Annotated in this window: 12 protein-coding genes and 3 rRNA genes; 3 read left to right on the top strand and 12 right to left on the bottom strand. The window is 42.0% G+C overall.

Translation table 11 applies throughout. From position 1 onward, the window contains the following. Positions 1-344 precede the first annotated feature (344 nt). The 6 genes from rrf to rluD all read right to left on the bottom strand — a co-directional run bounded on the left by rrf (position 345) and on the right by rluD (position 10,235). Positions 345-458: ribosomal RNA gene (rrf, locus tag PP2015_RS04450) — 5S ribosomal RNA — on the bottom strand. 94 nt (positions 459-552) lie between these two features. Then, a 23S ribosomal RNA gene (locus tag PP2015_RS04445) occupies positions 553-3,433 on the bottom strand. A 257-nt stretch (positions 3,434-3,690) separates the two neighbouring features. Next, positions 3,691-5,223, bottom strand: a 16S ribosomal RNA gene (locus PP2015_RS04440). Together the 16S, 23S and 5S rRNA genes form the textbook arrangement of a ribosomal RNA operon. A 634-nt stretch (positions 5,224-5,857) precedes the next feature. Further along, on the bottom strand, positions 5,858-8,431 hold the full coding sequence (gene clpB / locus PP2015_RS04435; RefSeq protein ID WP_058029132.1) for an ATP-dependent chaperone ClpB: 2,574 nt from the start codon (positions 8,429-8,431) through the stop codon (positions 5,858-5,860). 88 nt (positions 8,432-8,519) lie between these two features. Continuing rightward, positions 8,520-9,254 carry a peptidoglycan editing factor PgeF gene (pgeF, locus tag PP2015_RS04430; RefSeq protein WP_058029131.1) on the bottom strand — a complete coding sequence of 245 codons (735 nt, stop codon included), beginning with the start codon at positions 9,252-9,254 and terminating at the stop codon, positions 8,520-8,522. A gap of 3 nt (positions 9,255-9,257) precedes the next feature. After that, entirely contained in the window at positions 9,258-10,235 is a 978-nt protein-coding gene (gene rluD / locus PP2015_RS04425) for a 23S rRNA pseudouridine(1911/1915/1917) synthase RluD (protein ID WP_058029130.1), read from the bottom strand. Positions 10,236-10,358: 123 nt separating this feature from the next. Between rluD and PP2015_RS04420 the strand changes: the two genes are divergently transcribed. Next, positions 10,359-11,132 carry an outer membrane protein assembly factor BamD gene (locus PP2015_RS04420; protein WP_058029129.1) on the top strand — a complete coding sequence of 258 codons (774 nt, stop codon included), beginning with the start codon at positions 10,359-10,361 and terminating at the stop codon, positions 11,130-11,132. 54 nt (positions 11,133-11,186) lie between these two features. Here PP2015_RS04420 and glnB read toward each other — a convergent pair whose 3' ends face one another. Continuing rightward, on the bottom strand, positions 11,187-11,525 hold the full coding sequence (gene glnB / locus PP2015_RS04415; RefSeq protein ID WP_058029128.1) for a nitrogen regulatory protein P-II: 339 nt from the start codon (positions 11,523-11,525) through the stop codon (positions 11,187-11,189). 141 nt (positions 11,526-11,666) lie between these two features. On the opposite strand from glnB, the gene PP2015_RS04410 reads away from it, so the two are divergent. Both PP2015_RS04410 and PP2015_RS04405 read left to right on the top strand, forming a co-directional pair. After that, a complete protein-coding gene (locus PP2015_RS04410) occupies positions 11,667-12,203 on the top strand; it encodes a GspH/FimT family pseudopilin (RefSeq protein ID WP_058029127.1) in 537 nt (178 codons plus the stop codon). 70 nt (positions 12,204-12,273) lie between these two features. After that, the gene (locus PP2015_RS04405; RefSeq protein ID WP_058029126.1) at positions 12,274-12,813 is read left to right on the top strand and encodes a GspH/FimT family protein; all 540 of its coding nucleotides are present in this window, start codon (positions 12,274-12,276) and stop codon (positions 12,811-12,813) included. On the opposite strand, the gene PP2015_RS04400 is transcribed toward PP2015_RS04405, so the two are convergent. The 5 genes from PP2015_RS04400 to pilV are packed head-to-tail and all read right to left on the bottom strand — an operon-like array spanning position 12,810 to position 18,391. Beyond that, positions 12,810-13,229, bottom strand: a complete 420-nt coding sequence (locus PP2015_RS04400; RefSeq protein WP_405127319.1) for a type IV pilin protein — start codon at positions 13,227-13,229, stop codon at positions 12,810-12,812. The genes PP2015_RS04405 and PP2015_RS04400 overlap by 4 nt on opposite strands. After that, positions 13,216-16,359 (bottom strand): pilus assembly protein, encoded by a 3,144-nt coding sequence (locus PP2015_RS04395; RefSeq protein WP_058029124.1) that lies wholly within the window; start codon positions 16,357-16,359, stop codon positions 13,216-13,218. Before PP2015_RS04395 ends, PP2015_RS04400 begins: the two co-directional genes overlap by 14 nt. A 13-nt stretch (positions 16,360-16,372) precedes the next feature. Continuing rightward, positions 16,373-16,843 (bottom strand): pilus assembly protein PilX, encoded by a 471-nt coding sequence (locus PP2015_RS04390; RefSeq protein WP_227009190.1) that lies wholly within the window; start codon positions 16,841-16,843, stop codon positions 16,373-16,375. Next, positions 16,840-17,829: a PilW family protein gene (locus tag PP2015_RS04385; RefSeq protein WP_058029122.1), complete on the bottom strand. Its 990-nt coding sequence runs from the start codon at positions 17,827-17,829 to the stop codon at positions 16,840-16,842. Before PP2015_RS04385 ends, PP2015_RS04390 begins: the two co-directional genes overlap by 4 nt. Position 17,830: 1 nt before the next feature. After that, positions 17,831-18,391 (bottom strand): type IV pilus modification protein PilV, encoded by a 561-nt coding sequence (gene pilV / locus PP2015_RS04380; protein WP_058029121.1) that lies wholly within the window; start codon positions 18,389-18,391, stop codon positions 17,831-17,833. Positions 18,392-18,469: the final 78 nt, after the last annotated feature.

Genomic DNA, 18,469 nt, shown 5'->3' with positions numbered 1-18,469 from the left:
GACGCTCACTTCACCTTGCGCTAATTCGTCTTTTTATCACAGTGCATCATCTCATCACCGTGCAGGACGATTTAGCACGATAAACGCAAAAAACCCGCTGCATTGCTGCAACGGGTTTATTTAATTGCCTGGGGCAACCTTTGCTGGCGATGTTCTACTTTCACATGAGAAGCCAAGCTGGCCGCACCCACACTATCATCGACGCTATCGTGCAAAATTAGCGACAGTGAACGCAGTGAGTACGCTTCTTTTGCGCAAGGTGAAATAAGCCATTTTAACCGTTGCAGAGGGGCTTAAACGCAAAAAAGCCCGACTCTTTCGAATCGGGCTTTCTCTAAATAGGTGCTTGGCAATGTTCTACTTTCACATGGGAGACCCACACTATCATCGACGCTGTTTCGTTTCACTTCTGAGTTCGGCATGGAGTCAGGTGGTTCCAAAACGCTATGGTCACCAAGCAAATTTGGTTAAAATCTGGAAAAAATCTGATAATTCTAAAACTATCTACTTTAGTTCATATTAGCTTCTGAGCTAAAACCACTTTGGCGTTGTATGGTTAAGCCTCACGGGTAATTAGTACTGGTTAGCTTAATGTATCACTACACTTCCACACCCAGCCTATCAACGTTGTAGTCTTCAACGGCCCTTCAGTTAACTTAAAGTTAAAGTGAGAACTCATCTCGAGGCTCGCTTCCCGCTTAGATGCTTTCAGCGGTTATCGATTCCGAACGTAGCTACCGGGCAATGCAATTGGCATCACAACCCGAACACCAGCGGTTCGTCCACTCCGGTCCTCTCGTACTAGGAGCAGCCCCTCTCAATTCTCAAACGCCCACGGCAGATAGGGACCGAACTGTCTCACGACGTTCTAAACCCAGCTCGCGTACCACTTTAAATGGCGAACAGCCATACCCTTGGGACCGACTTCAGCCCCAGGATGTGATGAGCCGACATCGAGGTGCCAAACACCGCCGTCGATATGAACTCTTGGGCGGTATCAGCCTGTTATCCCCGGAGTACCTTTTATCCGTTGAGCGATGGCCCTTCCATTCAGAACCACCGGATCACTATGACCTACTTTCGTACCTGCTCGACGTGTCTGTCTCGCAGTTAAGCTGGCTTCTACCATTACACTAACCGTACGATGTCCGACCGTACTTAGCCAACCTTCGTGCTCCTCCGTTACTCTTTGGGAGGAGACCGCCCCAGTCAAACTACCCACCAGGCACTGTCCACAACCCCGATTAGGGGCCTATGTTAGAACATCAAACATACAAGGGTGGTATTTCAAGGATGGCTCCACAACATCTAGCGACGCTGCTTCAAAGCCTCCCACCTATCCTACACATGTAGGCTCAATGTTCAGTGCCAAGCTGTAGTAAAGGTTCACGGGGTCTTTCCGTCTAGCCGCGGGTACACAGCATCTTCACTGCGATTTCAATTTCACTGAGTCTCGGGTGGAGACAGCGTGGCCATGGTTACACCATTCGTGCAGGTCGGAACTTACCCGACAAGGAATTTCGCTACCTTAGGACCGTTATAGTTACGGCCGCCGTTTACCGGGGCTTCGATCAAGAGCTTCGCCTAAGCTAACCCCATCAATTAACCTTCCGGCACCGGGCAGGTGTCACACCGTATACGTCATCTTACGATTTTGCACAGTGCTGTGTTTTTAATAAACAGTCCCAGCCACCTGGTCACTGCGGCTCCCGTCCGCTTAGAGAGCAAGTCTCATCACAGATAGGAGCGTACCTTCTCCCGAAGTTACGGTACAATTTTGCCTAGTTCCTTCACCCGAGTTCTCTCAAGCGCCTTAGTATTCTCTACCTGACCACCTGTGTCGGTTTGGGGTACGATTCGAAATAATCTGAAGCTTAGAGGCTTTTCCTGGAAGTAGGGCATCATCAACTTCACTACCGTGGTAGCTCGTCTCGACTCTCAGCCTTAGCGACCCGGATTTTCCTAAGTCACCAGCCTACAGCCTTTCACATGGACAACCATCGCCATGCTTGATTAGCCTGCTCCGTCCCCCCATCGCAATTATTCCAAGTACGGGAATATTAACCCGTTTCCCATCGACTACGCTCTTCAGCCTCGCCTTAGGGGTCGACTTACCCTACCCTGATTAACATGGGATAGGAACCCTTGGTCTTCCGGCGTGCGGGTTTTTCACCCGCATTATCGTTACTCATGTCAGCATTCGCACTTCTGATACGTCCACCCAACTTTACAATTGAGCTTCAGCCGCTTACAGAACGCTCCCCTACCCCGCATACAAAGTATGCAGCCGTAGCTTCGGTGGTATGTTTAGCCCCGTTACATCTTCCGCGCAGGCCGACTCGACTAGTGAGCTATTACGCTTTCTTTAAAGGATGGCTGCTTCTAAGCCAACCTCCTAGCTGTTTTAGCCTTCCCACATCGTTTCCCACTTAACATACACTTTGGGACCTTAGCTGACGGTCTGGGTTGTTTCCCTCTCCACGATGGACGTTAGCACCCACCGTGTGTCTCCCGGATAGTACTTTACGGTATTCGGAGTTTGCAAAGGGTTGGTAAGTCGGGATGACCCCCTAGCCTTAACAGTGCTCTACCCCCGTAAGTATTCGTCCGAGGCTCTACCTAAATAGATTTCGGGGAGAACCAGCTATCTCCCGGTTTGATTAGCCTTTCACTCCAAGCCACAGGTCATCCCCTAACTTTTCAACGTTAGTGGGTTCGGTCCTCCAGTTGATGTTACTCAACCTTCAACCTGCCCATGGCTAGATCACCGGGTTTCGGGTCTATACCTTGCAACTCAACGCCCAGTTAAGACTCGCTTTCGCTACGGCTACCCTAAACGGTTAACCTCGCTACAAAATATAAGTCGCTGACCCATTATACAAAAGGTACGCAGTCACCCTCGAAGGGCTCCTACTGCTTGTACGTACACGGTTTCAGGTTCTATTTCACTCCCCTCACAGGGGTTCTTTTCGCCTTTCCCTCACGGTACTGGTTCACTATCGGTCAGTTGGGAGTATTTAGCCTTAGATGATGGTCCACCTATATTCAGTCAAAGTTTCACGTGCTCCGACCTACTCGATTTCACTTTAGATAAGTTTTTGTGTACGGGACTGTCACCCTGTATCGTCAAACTTTCCAGAATGTTCCACTAACTACACTAAAGCTTAAGGGCTAGTCCGATTTCGCTCGCCGCTACTTTCGGAATCTCGGTTGATTTCTTTTCCTACGGGTACTTAGATGTTTCAGTTCTCCGCGTTCGCCTCGTTAACCTATGTATTCAGTTAACGATACCTGCAAGCAGGTGGGTTTCCCCATTCGGAAATCCTAGTCTCAAGCGCCTCTTACTGGCTTGACTAGGCTTATCGCAAGTTAGTACGTCCTTCATCGCCTCCAACTGCCAAGGCATCCACCGTGTACGCTTAGTCACTTAACCATACAACCCAAAATGGTTTGTATCGTCAAAGACAGTTTTAACTTCGCCAGAAGTTAATATTGAATACTAAAGTAGACGCTAATAAACAAATGAATGTTTATCGGCATTGTTTTACTTTTGAAAACTCTTTTTAGAATTTCTTCTAAAAGAATTAATTATCAGCTTTTCCAAATTTTTAAAGAGCAATATTAATTAGCAGCTTGTGCTAACTAACAATCATCTGTGTGGACACTACGAACAAATCTGTTCTAAATCGTTAAGGAGGTGATCCAGCCCCAGGTTCCCCTAGGGCTACCTTGTTACGACTTCACCCCAGTCATGAATCACTCCGTGGTAAGCGCCCTCCCTAAGGTTAAGCTACCTACTTCTGGAGCAACCCACTCCCATGGTGTGACGGGCGGTGTGTACAAGGCCCGGGAACGTATTCACCGCGGCATTCTGATCCGCGATTACTAGCGATTCCGACTTCATGGAGTCGAGTTGCAGACTCCAATCCGGACTACGACGCACTTTAAGTGATTCGCTAACTCTCGCGAGCTTGCAGCACTCTGTATGCGCCATTGTAGCACGTGTGTAGCCCTACACGTAAGGGCCATGATGACTTGACGTCGTCCCCACCTTCCTCCGGTTTATCACCGGCAGTCTCCTTAGAGTTCCCGACCGAATCGCTGGCAACTAAGGATAGGGGTTGCGCTCGTTGCGGGACTTAACCCAACATCTCACAACACGAGCTGACGACAGCCATGCAGCACCTGTATCAGAGTTCCCGAAGGCACCAAACTATCTCTAGTAAGTTCTCTGTATGTCAAGTGTAGGTAAGGTTCTTCGCGTTGCATCGAATTAAACCACATGCTCCACCGCTTGTGCGGGCCCCCGTCAATTCATTTGAGTTTTAACCTTGCGGCCGTACTCCCCAGGCGGTCTACTTAATGCGTTAGCTTTGGAAAAGTTGTCCGAAGACCCCAGCTCCTAGTAGACATCGTTTACGGCGTGGACTACCGGGGTATCTAATCCCGTTTGCTCCCCACGCTTTCGTACATGAGCGTCAGTATTGACCCAGGTGGCTGCCTTCGCCATCGGTATTCCTTCAGATCTCTACGCATTTCACCGCTACACCTGAAATTCTACCACCCTCTATCATACTCTAGTTTGCCAGTTCGAAATGCAGTTCCCAGGTTGAGCCCGGGGCTTTCACATCTCGCTTAACAAACCGCCTGCGTACGCTTTACGCCCAGTAATTCCGATTAACGCTCGCACCCTCCGTATTACCGCGGCTGCTGGCACGGAGTTAGCCGGTGCTTCTTCTGTAAGTAACGTCACAGCTAGCAGGTATTAACTACTAACCTTTCCTCCTTACTGAAAGTGCTTTACAACCCTAAGGCCTTCTTCACACACGCGGCATGGCTGCATCAGGCTTGCGCCCATTGTGCAATATTCCCCACTGCTGCCTCCCGTAGGAGTCTGGACCGTGTCTCAGTTCCAGTGTGGCTGATCATCCTCTCAAACCAGCTAGGGATCGTCGCCTTGGTGAGCCATTACCTCACCAACTAGCTAATCCCACTTGGGCTAATCTAAGGGCGAGAGCCGAAGCCCCCTTTGGTCCGTAGACGTTATGCGGTATTAGCAGTCGTTTCCAACTGTTGTCCCCCACCCTAAGGCATATTCCCAAGCATTACTCACCCGTCCGCCGCTCGTCATCTTCTAGCAAGCTAGAAATGTTACCGCTCGACTTGCATGTGTTAGGCCTGCCGCCAGCGTTCAATCTGAGCCATGATCAAACTCTTCAATTAAAAGTTTTTTGAATCCGAAGATTCGTGCTCAATGAATTCTGTATAAATTGACTATATAGTCACTCATAAGAAATTGAGACTCTAAATTTTTTTGCTCCTGAATCAAGAGCTGTTAGAACTCAATCTGTACGAGTGCCCACACAGATGATTGCTTCATATTTTTAAAGAACAGTGTAACTCGATAAGTTACCGCAGCCTTGCTGCGAAGTGGAGCGCCATAATAACGACTTCACTTTTTATGTCAACACTTAATTTTAATCTTTTTCATAAGAGAAAGTATTTAAGATTAAGTTTTATTTGACTCGACATCGTTTTGATTTGCTTTTCAGCGTCTCGCCCCGTGTCAGTGGGTGCGCATTATAGGGAGAATTTAAAAGCGCGCAACCCCTTTTTTAAAGAAAAATGAAAAAAACTGACTATTCGCGTATATTTTAAACGAAACGCCTGTTTTAAGATGTTTTCTGTACAAAAAGAAATCAAAAAGAAGTAAAACTACAATATTTAAGTCATATAAACACCCCCTAATCATTCAGGGGAATTTAAGTATTGTATAGAAGAGAGATATTGCAAGGAATAAAAGAAAGAAAATTTTGGGCACTTACCTATCACGGAGTGCCCAATGATTTGTCTATTATCACTTATTGAAAGAAATCATGTCATTAACAACTGTCACTTTAATTTTATCCCCCGGAACAAACTCTCCAGCCAATAGCTTTTGTGCTAATGGGTTCTCGACGTATTGTTGAATTGCGCGCTTAAGTGGTCTTGCACCAAACACTGGGTCAAAACCATGCGCGGCAATCTTATCTAACGCTTCTGGTAATAATTCAAACTGATAACCTTTCTCAAATAGTCTAGCCGTCAATTTATCTAACTGTATATTCGCGATCTCTTTTATATGTTTATCTATTAAAGGATGGAATACGACTGTTTCGTCGATTCGATTTATAAACTCAGGTCTAAACTGTGTAGCAAGGACTCCCATCACTTTTTCTTTTAACGATGCGTAATCATTTTGACCAGCTTGCTCTTGGATAATGTCAGACCCTAAGTTTGACGTCATAATAATTACCGTATTTTTAAAATCAACGGTTCTACCTTGACCATCAGTTAAGCGGCCATCATCTAAAACCTGAAGCAATATATTAAACACATCTGGATGCGCCTTTTCTACTTCATCTAACAACACAACAGAATAAGGGCGGCGTCGAACTGCTTCTGTTAAGTAGCCACCTTCTTCATAACCAACATATCCTGGAGGCGCACCAACAAGCCTTGCAACTGAATGCTTTTCCATAAACTCCGACATATCAATTCGAACCATGGCTTCTTCAGTATCAAACATGAAATTAGCAAGTGCTTTTGTTAGTTCAGTCTTACCTACACCAGTCGGGCCTAAGAATAAGAATGAACCAATCGGACGATTTGGATCTGCAAGACCAGCTCTTGAACGACGGATGGCATTTGATACAGCATTTACTGCCTCATCCTGTCCTATTACTTTATTATGTAGTTCATCTTCCATCTGAAGGAGCTTTTCGCGTTCGCCTTGAAGCATCTTAGCTACTGGAATGCCTGTCCAACGAGATAAGATTTCTGCAATTTCATCTTCACCGACTTGATTCTTCAACAAACTCATCTCTTGCATTTCAGCTTGAGACGCAAGATCGAGCTTTCTTTCCAGTTCAGGAATTCGGCCATACTGAAGCTCTGACATTCTTTGTAAGTCACTTGCTCGACGCGCCACTTCCAGATCTAATCGAGCTTGCTCTAACTCGCCTTTTATTACTTGCGTGCCCTGCAACGATGCCTTTTCGGCATTCCACACTTCATCGAGTTCTTTGTATTCACTTTCCAATTCTGAGATTAAAGTTTGCATTTCAGTGCGACGCTTTTGACTTGCTTCGTCTTTTTCCTTCGCCAGTGCATTGTCTTCTAATTTTAGTTGAATGATCTTGCGCTCTAACCTATCTAGTTGCTCTGGTTTAGAATCTATTTGTAAACGAATTGAGCTACCAGCTTCATCTATCAGATCAATGGCCTTATCAGGAAGTTGTCTATCAGAAATGTAACGATGAGAAAGATTCGCAGCTGCGACAATAGCTGGATCAGTAATATCAACAGAGTGGTGCAACTCGTATCGCTCTTTTAAGCCACGTAAGATTGCAATTGTGTCTGAAACACTTGGTTCGCTTACAAACACTTTTTGAAAACGCCTTTCTAATGCTGCATCTTTTTCTATATATTGACGATATTCATCTAGCGTAGTGGCTCCCACACAATGTAATTCACCACGAGCAAGTGCAGGCTTAAGCATATTCCCTGCATCCATAGCGCCATCAGTTTTACCTGCGCCTACCATAGTATGTATCTCATCAATGAATAAAATCACTTGCCCTTCTTCTTTGGCTAGCTCATTTAGCACCGATTTGAGGCGTTCTTCAAATTCACCTCGGTATTTCGCCCCTGCTACAAGTGCGCCTAAATCTAAAGACAATACTCTTTTATTTTTAAGGCCCTCTGGCACTTCACCATTAATGATACGCTGTGCTAAACCTTCAACAATTGCTGTTTTACCTACCCCTGGTTCACCAATGAGCACAGGGTTATTTTTTGTGCGTCTTTGAAGTACTTGTATTGTGCGTCTAATTTCTTCATCACGACCAATTACAGGATCTAGCTTGCCTTGTTCCGCACGTTCAGTGAGATCAATAGTAAATTTTTCGAGTGATTGGCGCGTGTCCTCAGCATTGGGGTTATCGACTTTCTGACCACCTCGGATTGCTTTTATGGCTTGCTCTACTTTTTTCTGAGTTAATTGTAACTCTCTTAAAATTTGGCCAAGCTCGCCTTTGTCTTCACATGCTGCAAAAACAAACAGCTCACTAGAAATATATTCATCTTTGCGTTTTTGAGCATACTTGTCACACAAATTGATAAGAGAAATAAGTTCATTGTGAAGCTGAACGTCTCCACCGATACCTGAAACCTTAAAGATTTTATCAATTGATTTAGTCAGTTTATTATTAAGTTCGTCTGCACTGATCCCTGCTTGGGCTAATAATGCTCTAACGCTTGAACCATTTTGCTGCAATAAAGCATACATTAAATGAACAGGCATGATAAATTGATGGTCTCGGCCTAAAGCCAGAGACTGCGCATCAGAAAGCGCGGCTTGGAATTTACTTGTAAATCTATCTAAACGCATGATGCATAACTCTTTCTAAAAATAACTTAGTTACTTTATGGGTATAAGTTGAGCATTGTTCAAGGTAGGAAAGTAATTTTAGATATATTTATTTACGCCAGATCAAAGTAGCTAAACGCCCTGTCTGTGTATCTCTTCGATAAGAAAAGTACTTTTCAGGTAATGAATAAGTACACTCATAATCACTGTATATTTGTGTAATTCCAAGATGGGATAATTGGCGCCTCGCAATTGAAAAAATATTGGCAAGATACTTTTCATTTTCTTGTGCAATGAAATCACTTTTATGTGATGAATCAACAGCAGTAAAAGCGTTCACCACCTCTTTGCCTACTTCAAATGCATTGGGCCCGATTGCAGGCCCGAACCAAGCCATAATTTTGCTATTAGGACTAGAAAATTTATCAACCGTCTTGGAAATTATATTGCAGGCCAATGGACGCCAACCACCATGTATCGCGGCCACTTCAGTTCCATCCTGGCTTGCTAACAATATGGGTAAGCAATCTGCTGTCATTATAGCTAGAGGTTGATTTCTTAACCGAGTATAAAGTGCATCTGCTTTAGGTCTTTGCTGCAAAGAAGTCTGAGTAACTCTAGTATGAACCTCAATAACATCATTGCTATGAATTTGATCAAGCCAAAAAGCGGGGGATGGTAGAAAATTACTTAAAACTTGATGATTGACCAGTACATCTTGCGGATCATCTTCAACATGAAATCCAAGGTTCAAACTCGCGTAAGAGCGATTAGAATAACCGCCTAAACGCGTAGTTTGAATACCGCCAACAACTTGATGAAGAGGCCAATCAATTAGCTGCATTGTTTAGTAAACTAAATCTGGGTTTGCTTTAGTATCTTCACGTAATGCTTGAGTTAAGATTTGCATATCCTCAGGAATTGGCGCTTCCCAAGTCATTTGTTCACCTGTAATTGGGTGAGCCAAACTTAACTTTACAGCATGAAGAGCCTGACGTTTAAAGTCGCGCAACTGGGAAAATAACTCAGGTGTCGCATTACGAGGCGGACGAGGGCGACCACCATATAATTGGTCACCTACAAGTGGATGCGTTAAATAAGCCATGTGCACACGAATTTGGTGAGTACGCCCTGTTTCTAGTCTTAAACGTAAGCGAGTGTGTGCTCTGAATTTTTCTGCAACGCGGTAATGTGTTACCGCAGGTTTACCCATTTCATGGATAGCCATATGCGTGCGTTTTGTTGCATGACGACCAATTGGCTTTTCAACCATGCCACCTGCTGTCATTGTACCATTACAAATCGCTTCATATTCACGGGTAAAGTTATCGCGTTTTTGTAGGGCTTTAACAAGATGAGTTTGTGCTTGGATAGTTTTTGCAACAACCATTAAACCTGTCGTGTCTTTGTCTAGACGATGTACAATACCCGCTCGTGGCACATTAATAATATCAGGATGGTGATGAAGTAAAGCATTTAATACTGTGCCATCTGGATTACCTGCACCAGGGTGAACAACTAACCCCATAGGCTTATTGATTACAAGAATGTCTTCGTCTTCATAAACAATATTTAGCTCGATGTCTTGTGCTTCATATTCACGTGGAGCCTCAATTTGAGTTTCTATTGAGATTTGCTCACCACCTAATAGCTTTTCTCTTGGTGTCGATAATACCTCGCCATTAACGGTGACCTTTTCGTCTAATATCCAAGTTTTTATTCTTGAACGTGAAAAATCAGGGAACATTTGTGCCAAAATTTGGTCTAGACGTTTACCGCCTAATTCAGTTGGCACTTCGGCTTGTAGAGAAATTTGCTCAGACATCTGTTAGTTTACCTAAATTACCAGTGCAAGCTTAGCTAGACTGGGTTAGAATCGCATAAATGCATAGTTTACTCGGTTTTGGCATCTTGGCCTAGCCGAAGACACCAAAGGTAGTAAAATAAAATGATAACTAAATTAGGGAAACGCGCCTTTGCCATCCTAGTCAGCACTTCTTTTCTAGGACTTGCGGCATGTTCTTCTGCACCAGAGCAAGAAGACATCGAACGTGTGCCAAACAAATCGGCTCAAGCACTATATGAAGATGCAAAGTCAACGTTAGATTCCGGTCTATATGCTCGCTCTATAGAGTTATTGAGCGCATTAAATTCTCGTTATCCATTTGGCCCTCATGCACAACAAGTACAAATGGACCTCGTTTTTGCTTTTTACAAAACAGGCAACACAGATCAAGCGCTTGCGACAATCGACCGCTTTATACGTTTAAACCCTAATCATAAAAACCTTGATTACATGTACTTTATGCGTGGTTTAGTTAATATTCAGGCTGATAAAAATGCCTTTCAAGAATACTTTGGTATAGATAGAGCTGACCGAGATGCAAGTCGCACCCGTGTTGCCTTCCAAGATCTTTCAACCTTAGTAGATAGCTATCCTGAAAGCCCATATGTACCTGAAGCAAAAAAGCGCTTAGTTTGGTTATTGAATAAAATGGCACGTTACGAAATTAAAGTGGCAGAATATTATTTTGAGCGTGAAGCCTTTTTAGCCGCAGCTAACCGTGGTAAGTATGTTGTGGAACATTTTTCACAAAGCAGCTATTTAATCACAGCGCTTGAAATAATGGAGAAAAGCTATGCGAAGCTTGGACTTGATGAGTTAAGCAAGCATGCACAGCAGACTCGTTTATTAAACGAGCAACAGCGACAAATGAATTAATTTTATTAAAAACAAAAACGGCGCTCTGTGAGCGCCGTTTTTGTTTCATATTAATTAAATGGCTTCTTCGTCTTCTTCACCAGTTCGGATACGCACAACACGTTCAACTTCAGTCACGAAGATTTTACCGTCACCTATTTTACCTGTCTGAGCTGTTTTAAGAATAACTTCGATCGCTCTATCAACATCTTCGTCAGTTAAAACAATATCTAGTTTCACTTTAGGCAAAAAATCGACCATATATTCCGCACCACGGTATAGCTCTGTATGGCCTTTTTGACGACCAAAGCCTTTCACTTCACAGACTGTCATACCTGTAATGCCTATTTCAGACAAAGCTTCACGAACATCATCGAGTTTAAAAGGTTTAATTATTGCTTCTATTTTTTTCATGGTGTTTTATTTCCTTAGCGAGTGAGTCGATTTTAGACAATCACACAATTCATAGCAAACAAACTCGTTGCAAACTCATAAGAAAAAGCTTCATAATGCAATATGCTACAATTAAATAATTGCTTTATTCAAGGCGTTAATATGAAACAACGTGGCTTCACATTATTAGAACTGCTCATCACCATTGCTATTTTGGCAATCTTAGCAACCCTGTCTTTTTCAGGTAATACAGACCTGAATGAGAAGACTCGGGCTGAATCTTTTATGCTTGAGTTAAAAAGGCACATCACATTTGCTAGAGCAAAAGCGACGACGAGTGATGAAATCGTAATTTTATGCCCTGTAGATGCCACTAAGTTAGCAGCAAATGAAAATCTTAGTTGTATTAATAACTGGAAAACTAATCAGATAATTTCTTTTATTGATAAAAACAATAACGGTACTTATGAAGTAGAGGACGATGACTTGCTGCGTGTAATGAATGAGCTCTTCTCAAGTGACAACTTAAAAGCACCAGATAGACGCTTAAGGTTCGACAGTAGTGGTCGAGTTGTGAACACTAACGTAGGCCAATTTATATATTGTCCTCTAAATCAAACTAAACATGCTAAAGCACTCACACTTACTTTAGGAGGAACTGCGCTTTATAATGGTGATAGCAGTACTGGTTGTTCATAAAACTGAATTGACACACTAGTACTTTATTCTATATTTAGTATCACAATTTAATCTTATTAAGGTTGCAAGGATGGCAGCTAGAAATTCAACTTATTTTAACCGTGGCTTAACTTTAATTGAGTTACTAATCACACTTTCTTTAATCGTTATTCTTTCACTCTTAGCTGTTCCTTCTTTTAACAGTATGCTGCACAAAAATAGACCTGAAGTTGCCCTAAAACAAATAAAGCGCCAGATAGTTCTTTCGCGAAGTTATGCTATAACCCATGACAAATACATTAGTCTTTGTGGATTAGTTCAAAGAAAATGCCATAAGGATCTTTGGGGAGAGTCATTAACCAGCTTTATAGATACCAACAAAAACCATGTGCTTGATGCTGATGAAAAAATACTTCATGTTATTGAGCGAATTAATATACAAGACGAACTGTCTTACCCTAGACATGCTATTACATTCAAACCCGATGGCAGTTTAAAGGGATTAGCTAACGGTACATTTGTATATTGCGCATTTGATATGAAGGGTAAGCCAACTGGTCTTGAAATGAGTATTAGCAATGCAGGTCGAGCGAGAATGAGAGATACGCAACAATGCAAGGAGCGTATTTAACGCTCCCAACAATCATCTGCACTGCTAGTACCAGTTGAACCTTTAACACCGATATCAGTGATAGTTAACGTTGTACATGCTGTATCTCCTGCGACTGCACCTGCAGCAGCTGTCGCAGTTATCGTGAACGAAGTGCCAGTGTTTGGCACATTAACAGAAATCGTGAAATAACCGTTTTCACTTGTCACGGGTACATTTAAAAGCGTTAAGTCTTCAGTGTAAGTTCTATTATCAGCGTAATACTGCTCTTGTTTATTCGCTGCATCTAATAACAATACCATGGCATCTGAACGCGCGGCGCGTATTACATATTCAGTATATTGTGGGTATGCAACAGACGCTAAGATACCTGCAATTGCGACCACAATAAGCATTTCAAGCAGAGTGAATCCATATACCAATTTACTTTTCATCATGTTCTTCTCGTTTATATATATACATTTGTCGCGTAGTCATCCCCACCGAATCTTCTGGGGGACAGTCAATTTTACCTTTTTCATCCAATGTTGGAATTGGGCCGCGTATTGCGATAGGTTTAAAACCCTTACCTGGCTCACTTTTACCTGGCCCCTCACAAGTATTCGAACCTGTCGTAACATTTTTTAACTCTGTTATAATTTTGCCTTCGCTTCTGCCTGAATCATTGCTATCAGGATATATGATAGTTGGAGTATCAGGTAAATCTCTAGCAGTGTCATACCTCGACCTTTCAAATACTCTTGAGCCATAATGCATATGTAAAGCATACAGTGAGCCACTCCCTCCACTCAAGGAGCATTGATTAGCACTACTTAAGCTTGCTGGCATAAAAGAAGTAAAATAAGCAACACCGCCTATAACAGTTGCTTTTGCCAAAGACTTCTCACCTGAACGCAATTTATATTTCCAGCCTTTTTCTTTAGCAAGATTGGCTTCTACTTCATAAAACTCATCTTTTGAAGTGACGTTAGAAAAAGGATCATATTCAACATCTAGTAAATCCGACATTACTATTGTCTTAGGCACATTCTTGGAAAAAGATTGAGTGACTGTATTTTCATCTCTAAGCATAAAAAGATAATCATCAACTTGCGTACTTAAAGGAGAGGTTCTATCTCCACTACCTATCAGTATCGCTTCGTAAGGCGTATCTTTTCGGGTTATTGTTTTGTTCGTATTACCTGAAGACTGATTAATTGTGACTTTACTAAAATAAGTTCTCGCAACTAATGGTTGATAAAAGAATCGTCTATCTTGATTTGATTTACTGCTTCCCAAGCTTGCAAATTTAAAGTGCGTCCAAGGTGCGTCAGCATCATTGGGTAAATCTCGAGGCATATCAATTCTCCAGATATCACCAGCAGTGTCAGCAGCATAAATGCGATCTGTGAATCCATCATAGTCAGAATCCATGATAGCTAAATCGGCAGCAATGCTATGAGAGCCTGAGAATTTGTTACTCTTATTTCTACTAGTAAGGGACCACACCAATTTACCAGTTTCGGCATCAACAATGAAAATACCTCGACCTTGATTATCGTCAGTTCGTGCTACATTATCTTTATTAGTATCATAACCCGCACCAAAGATAAGCACAGGTTTATCCTTTTGCATTCTGATATGAGTAACTAGAGGTTTAGACCAAGTTTGCCCTAACTCTTCAAAGCCCGTTCTTGAAGGGGATATTGGGCCTCCCCACATTAATTTGGGCGTATCAGGGTTTGTAATGTCTATGCCATAGTATTCATCACCACCTCGACGAAGCCCTGCAAAAAGCCAAACTTTGTCATTTCCATTCACAACCCCGTCACGATTTAGATCTTTGAAAAACACATTTAAAGGCCCGTCAACACCGTACACCTTTGTATCTTGTTGCTTCTCCATCTGTGGTTTATGAATATCAAGCAGACTACCTGGGTAAAATGCCCAACTTTCTTCAACCGTTTTATCATTATCTCTAAATGCGTGTAATACCCCGGCATTAGTTCCAATGAAAACACGGACGTCATCATTACCATAATCCATGGTCACAGGTTTAGAGTGAAGTGGGTCTCCAAAGATATCAGCCCTTCTCGTAGAGCTTGAGTTCTCTCCAAGTACATCTTCACCGGCAGCCCACTTCATTAATTTTTTTGTCTCACTTGCATTGTTAGTGCCGAACCTGCCCGCTAATTGTTCTTCATTTAATCGTTGGCTGATCTTATCGTAGTTAAATTCTATTAATGTGCCTAACCCAAAGTCAGAATATAGCTTGCGCGTAATTTGTTTAGATAGCTGATAATTAACTCCACCTTCTTGAATATTATTTCCATCTTTAGACCCCGGTGCAGACCAAAAAGTTGTCGCGTCTTTTCCTATCACTCCACCTTCTTCATCCATTGCCAACTTACCAGACATATCTTTGATACCATCTGACCCAAGCTTGAGCTTTTTAAGGTTACCTTTCCAACGCGCATGAGTTTTAGGCAGAAACATTGTGTAGTAAAGAGAGTCTCTATGCGTTGTTCTATCTGCGCTATTAGTAGATACAGCTGGTGAAGCAAAGCTATCATTGATTTCTCGGATAGTGGAAATGGTCTCATTCAAGCTCTTAACTAAATCGTCTGCACCATCTGCATGTACATATTTCCCGCCTCCATGTGTCGCTGTATTTTGTAATAACTTTTTACCATTATTTGACATCCCTTGCCCAAAACCGATGGTAAAAACTCTCGCAAAATCTTTCTTAGTTGAAGTACCAGGATATAAATCCACCGCTGTTTCGTCCGTGCCTCTCATCAGCCTCGCCAATGACCCCATATAACTGCCATTTTCAAGGCTAGGACTAGAACCAAAAACACGTTTATATTCACTTATAATTTGTGAGTTTCTATTACTGTCTCCTGTTGGGTCACCATCAGTCATGAGAATCATATTTATTGAGTTATCACAGCGAAGAGGTTCACCACTGATAGGCTTAAAAGGCGAAATATATTTACCTGATGATTCAATGCTAGAATCTCTGTCACGTCTACCAGCAGCTTGATCTGGCGCTCTACCCGTCAAATATAAATACGCTTCCCATAATGTCTCTGTTATTGGGGTAGCACCTGAACTATATAAATTATTGATCTTAGACACGACAGTGTCTCTTTCCATTCCAAGACCAGCTAGAACATAACCACCATTACTACTATAGAATCGCATCAGGCCAAAATCGAAATCACTGTTATCTTCAACCAATTTTTTCATTGCAGCTTTAGCAACCCTCATTCGGCTATCTTTACACTGTGTTTTATAGTAAGAATGCCCAGAGCGTTTGTAACACTTCTTAGATGTTTTGGTTGTATCAAAACAATCTACCCATTGATATTTTGTTCCTCCCCACCAACTCTTTTGTTTCTCATGACATTGCATTCCATCTTCTGAATCCCAAGACATACTGCCCGAGGTATCGAATAAAACTACAACTCTTGATTTTTCAGTTTTTGCAACATCATGGTTAACATAAATTTCAATGTCTTCTGCTAATACTGAAACAGAAAAAATTAATAAGAGTAGAAAAATTATATTTTGGCTTTTAAACATTTTATTACTCCTATTATTGATCTGTATTCTTTATTTCTTCTTGGCCGATACCGACGACTATTGTAATCGTGTGCTTATTTTTTGAGCCATACGTTATGGTTGACTCCATCTGCGTCAGATTGCATGTTTGCCCATCGGTAAAGGCAAATTGCCTCGGACAATTTAAATCTTCTTCGCCATTATTAAGACTGACAAGCTTACTGGTTATATTTGATGGCGTTACATTAGAAATAGCCATATCTTCACCATCGTCTTGCATCTGCTGTCGTCTCATTGTGAATTTGTTATATGACGTTCCACCTTGGGCTTTTATAATTTTCTGAATTTCACCTATCAAGATTGTTTCAGCTTCAGCCCTTTCTTGTGCTGCATTCGTGATTTTCAAATCTATGGTACTGCTACTCATTAAACTGACCGCAACAGCTGTTACCGCTACAATCATTATCATTGCAGTGATAAGGATAACTCCACGTTGCTTATTCATATATTCCATCCGGTAGACCCAACATTATTAAGTCGAATTGTGGTAGAGAAAACTGTTCGTCTATAATTATCAGTGAACGTATGAACTCGTTTATCGGTATCTAAACCCAGCGTATATGTTTGGTTTTTCAGCTCTAAATCCGAATCAAAATCAAGCGTTCTAACAAGTATGAAGACTTGAATTGTTAAAATTCCGTTTGTATTCTCCCAGTGCGCGGCTGTCATATCTGATCCGCTGACATAAGTATCGACTCGATTATCAGCGTCACTATCGATACCATAAACTAAACGCATATCCTCAATGCCTTCCATGATAGGTTCAGTAACTAACCCTCCGTTCACTGTTAAGCGCTTTCGCATTAAAACTGGAACTAAAACATTTCGATTATTAATTTGTAAGTTTTGCTCATTGATATAGTAGACATGATGACTGTAAGGCCAAAGAGTCGCATTTACTGTTGGTAAAGGATTTTGCGCATTTGAACCCGTAACAAATTCGGCTCTCTCTTGCTCAGAGATAAAGTAATAACGATTTTGATTAGTTACCGTTTCAGGCGTCATTTGACGACCTTCAAGAAATTTGACCTGTATAATATCTGTATTCTCTTTAGAATCAGAAACACACCCTAGCATTGTCTGACCATCAGAAATCGCAGAGTATACTGGCCTGAAGTTTGTTGGATCTGTATTTGGAAAGCTGCCGTTATTCAACCCCCCTGCACAATCAGGATTAGGGTTACCTAAGCTTGTTAAATTTGTCGCCGAAAAGCCAGCTTCATAAAATGTGCCCCAGAAGCCCACTTGTTCAATATCTCTTCTAAGTATTGATAAGGTAAGACGTCCAGTTTCTTGCAATTCACCAATCGCCATTGTATCTCTTGTGGTTGCTTTCATGCTGATGTAAGTGGCAATTACACCGCCCAAAATTAACACACCAATAAACATAGAAACCAGAAACTCTAAAATAGTAAAACCTTTTTGCTTCATTTTACCCTCTGATCAATAAATAACTTTCTAACATGACCAAACGACGCCTATCATTTTCATCGCCACATTGAATATTTGCAACGGCATCCGAAGCTTTTAAATCTTGCCTTCCTCGCCATGACACAATTACTCTTACATCAAATTCAATGTTATCAGCGTCATTACTAGCTGGAGTAATGTTTATACAAACCGTAGCTTCATCTAAAGAGCCCGTATTTTCTCTTGCTCTTATGGCTGCTTTCCAGTTTTCGATATCTGTTAATGCTATATTCTGTGCAGTGCATGTATCGGTATAACACGTATTTATAGACTTAAGATCAGTCGTACTACTAAACGTTTGGCTATACAAGTTCACGATATTTGTCGTGTCATTAGATCTTATGCGTTGCATAATGTCCTCACCCAGAGAAATTGCTGCTGCACGTTGCATAGAGTCAAAGCTGGCCTTTTTAGCTTGCGCCTGTAACGCTACAGCCCCCAATAACCCAAAGCTCAACACCATAAATGCGATTAGTACTTCAAGAAGTGTGAACCCTGATTGTGTTCGATTGATAGATGGCATACACAGTCAAATACGGTTTATGATTTATGCATTATTTAAGAGTGGGATACTAGAAGCAATTCTTAAGTAGATAAACGG

The sequence above is a fragment of the Pseudoalteromonas phenolica genome, from assembly GCF_001444405.1.
GTDB lineage: Bacteria > Pseudomonadota > Gammaproteobacteria > Enterobacterales > Alteromonadaceae > Pseudoalteromonas > Pseudoalteromonas phenolica.
This window is presented reverse-complemented; position numbering and strand designations above follow the sequence as displayed.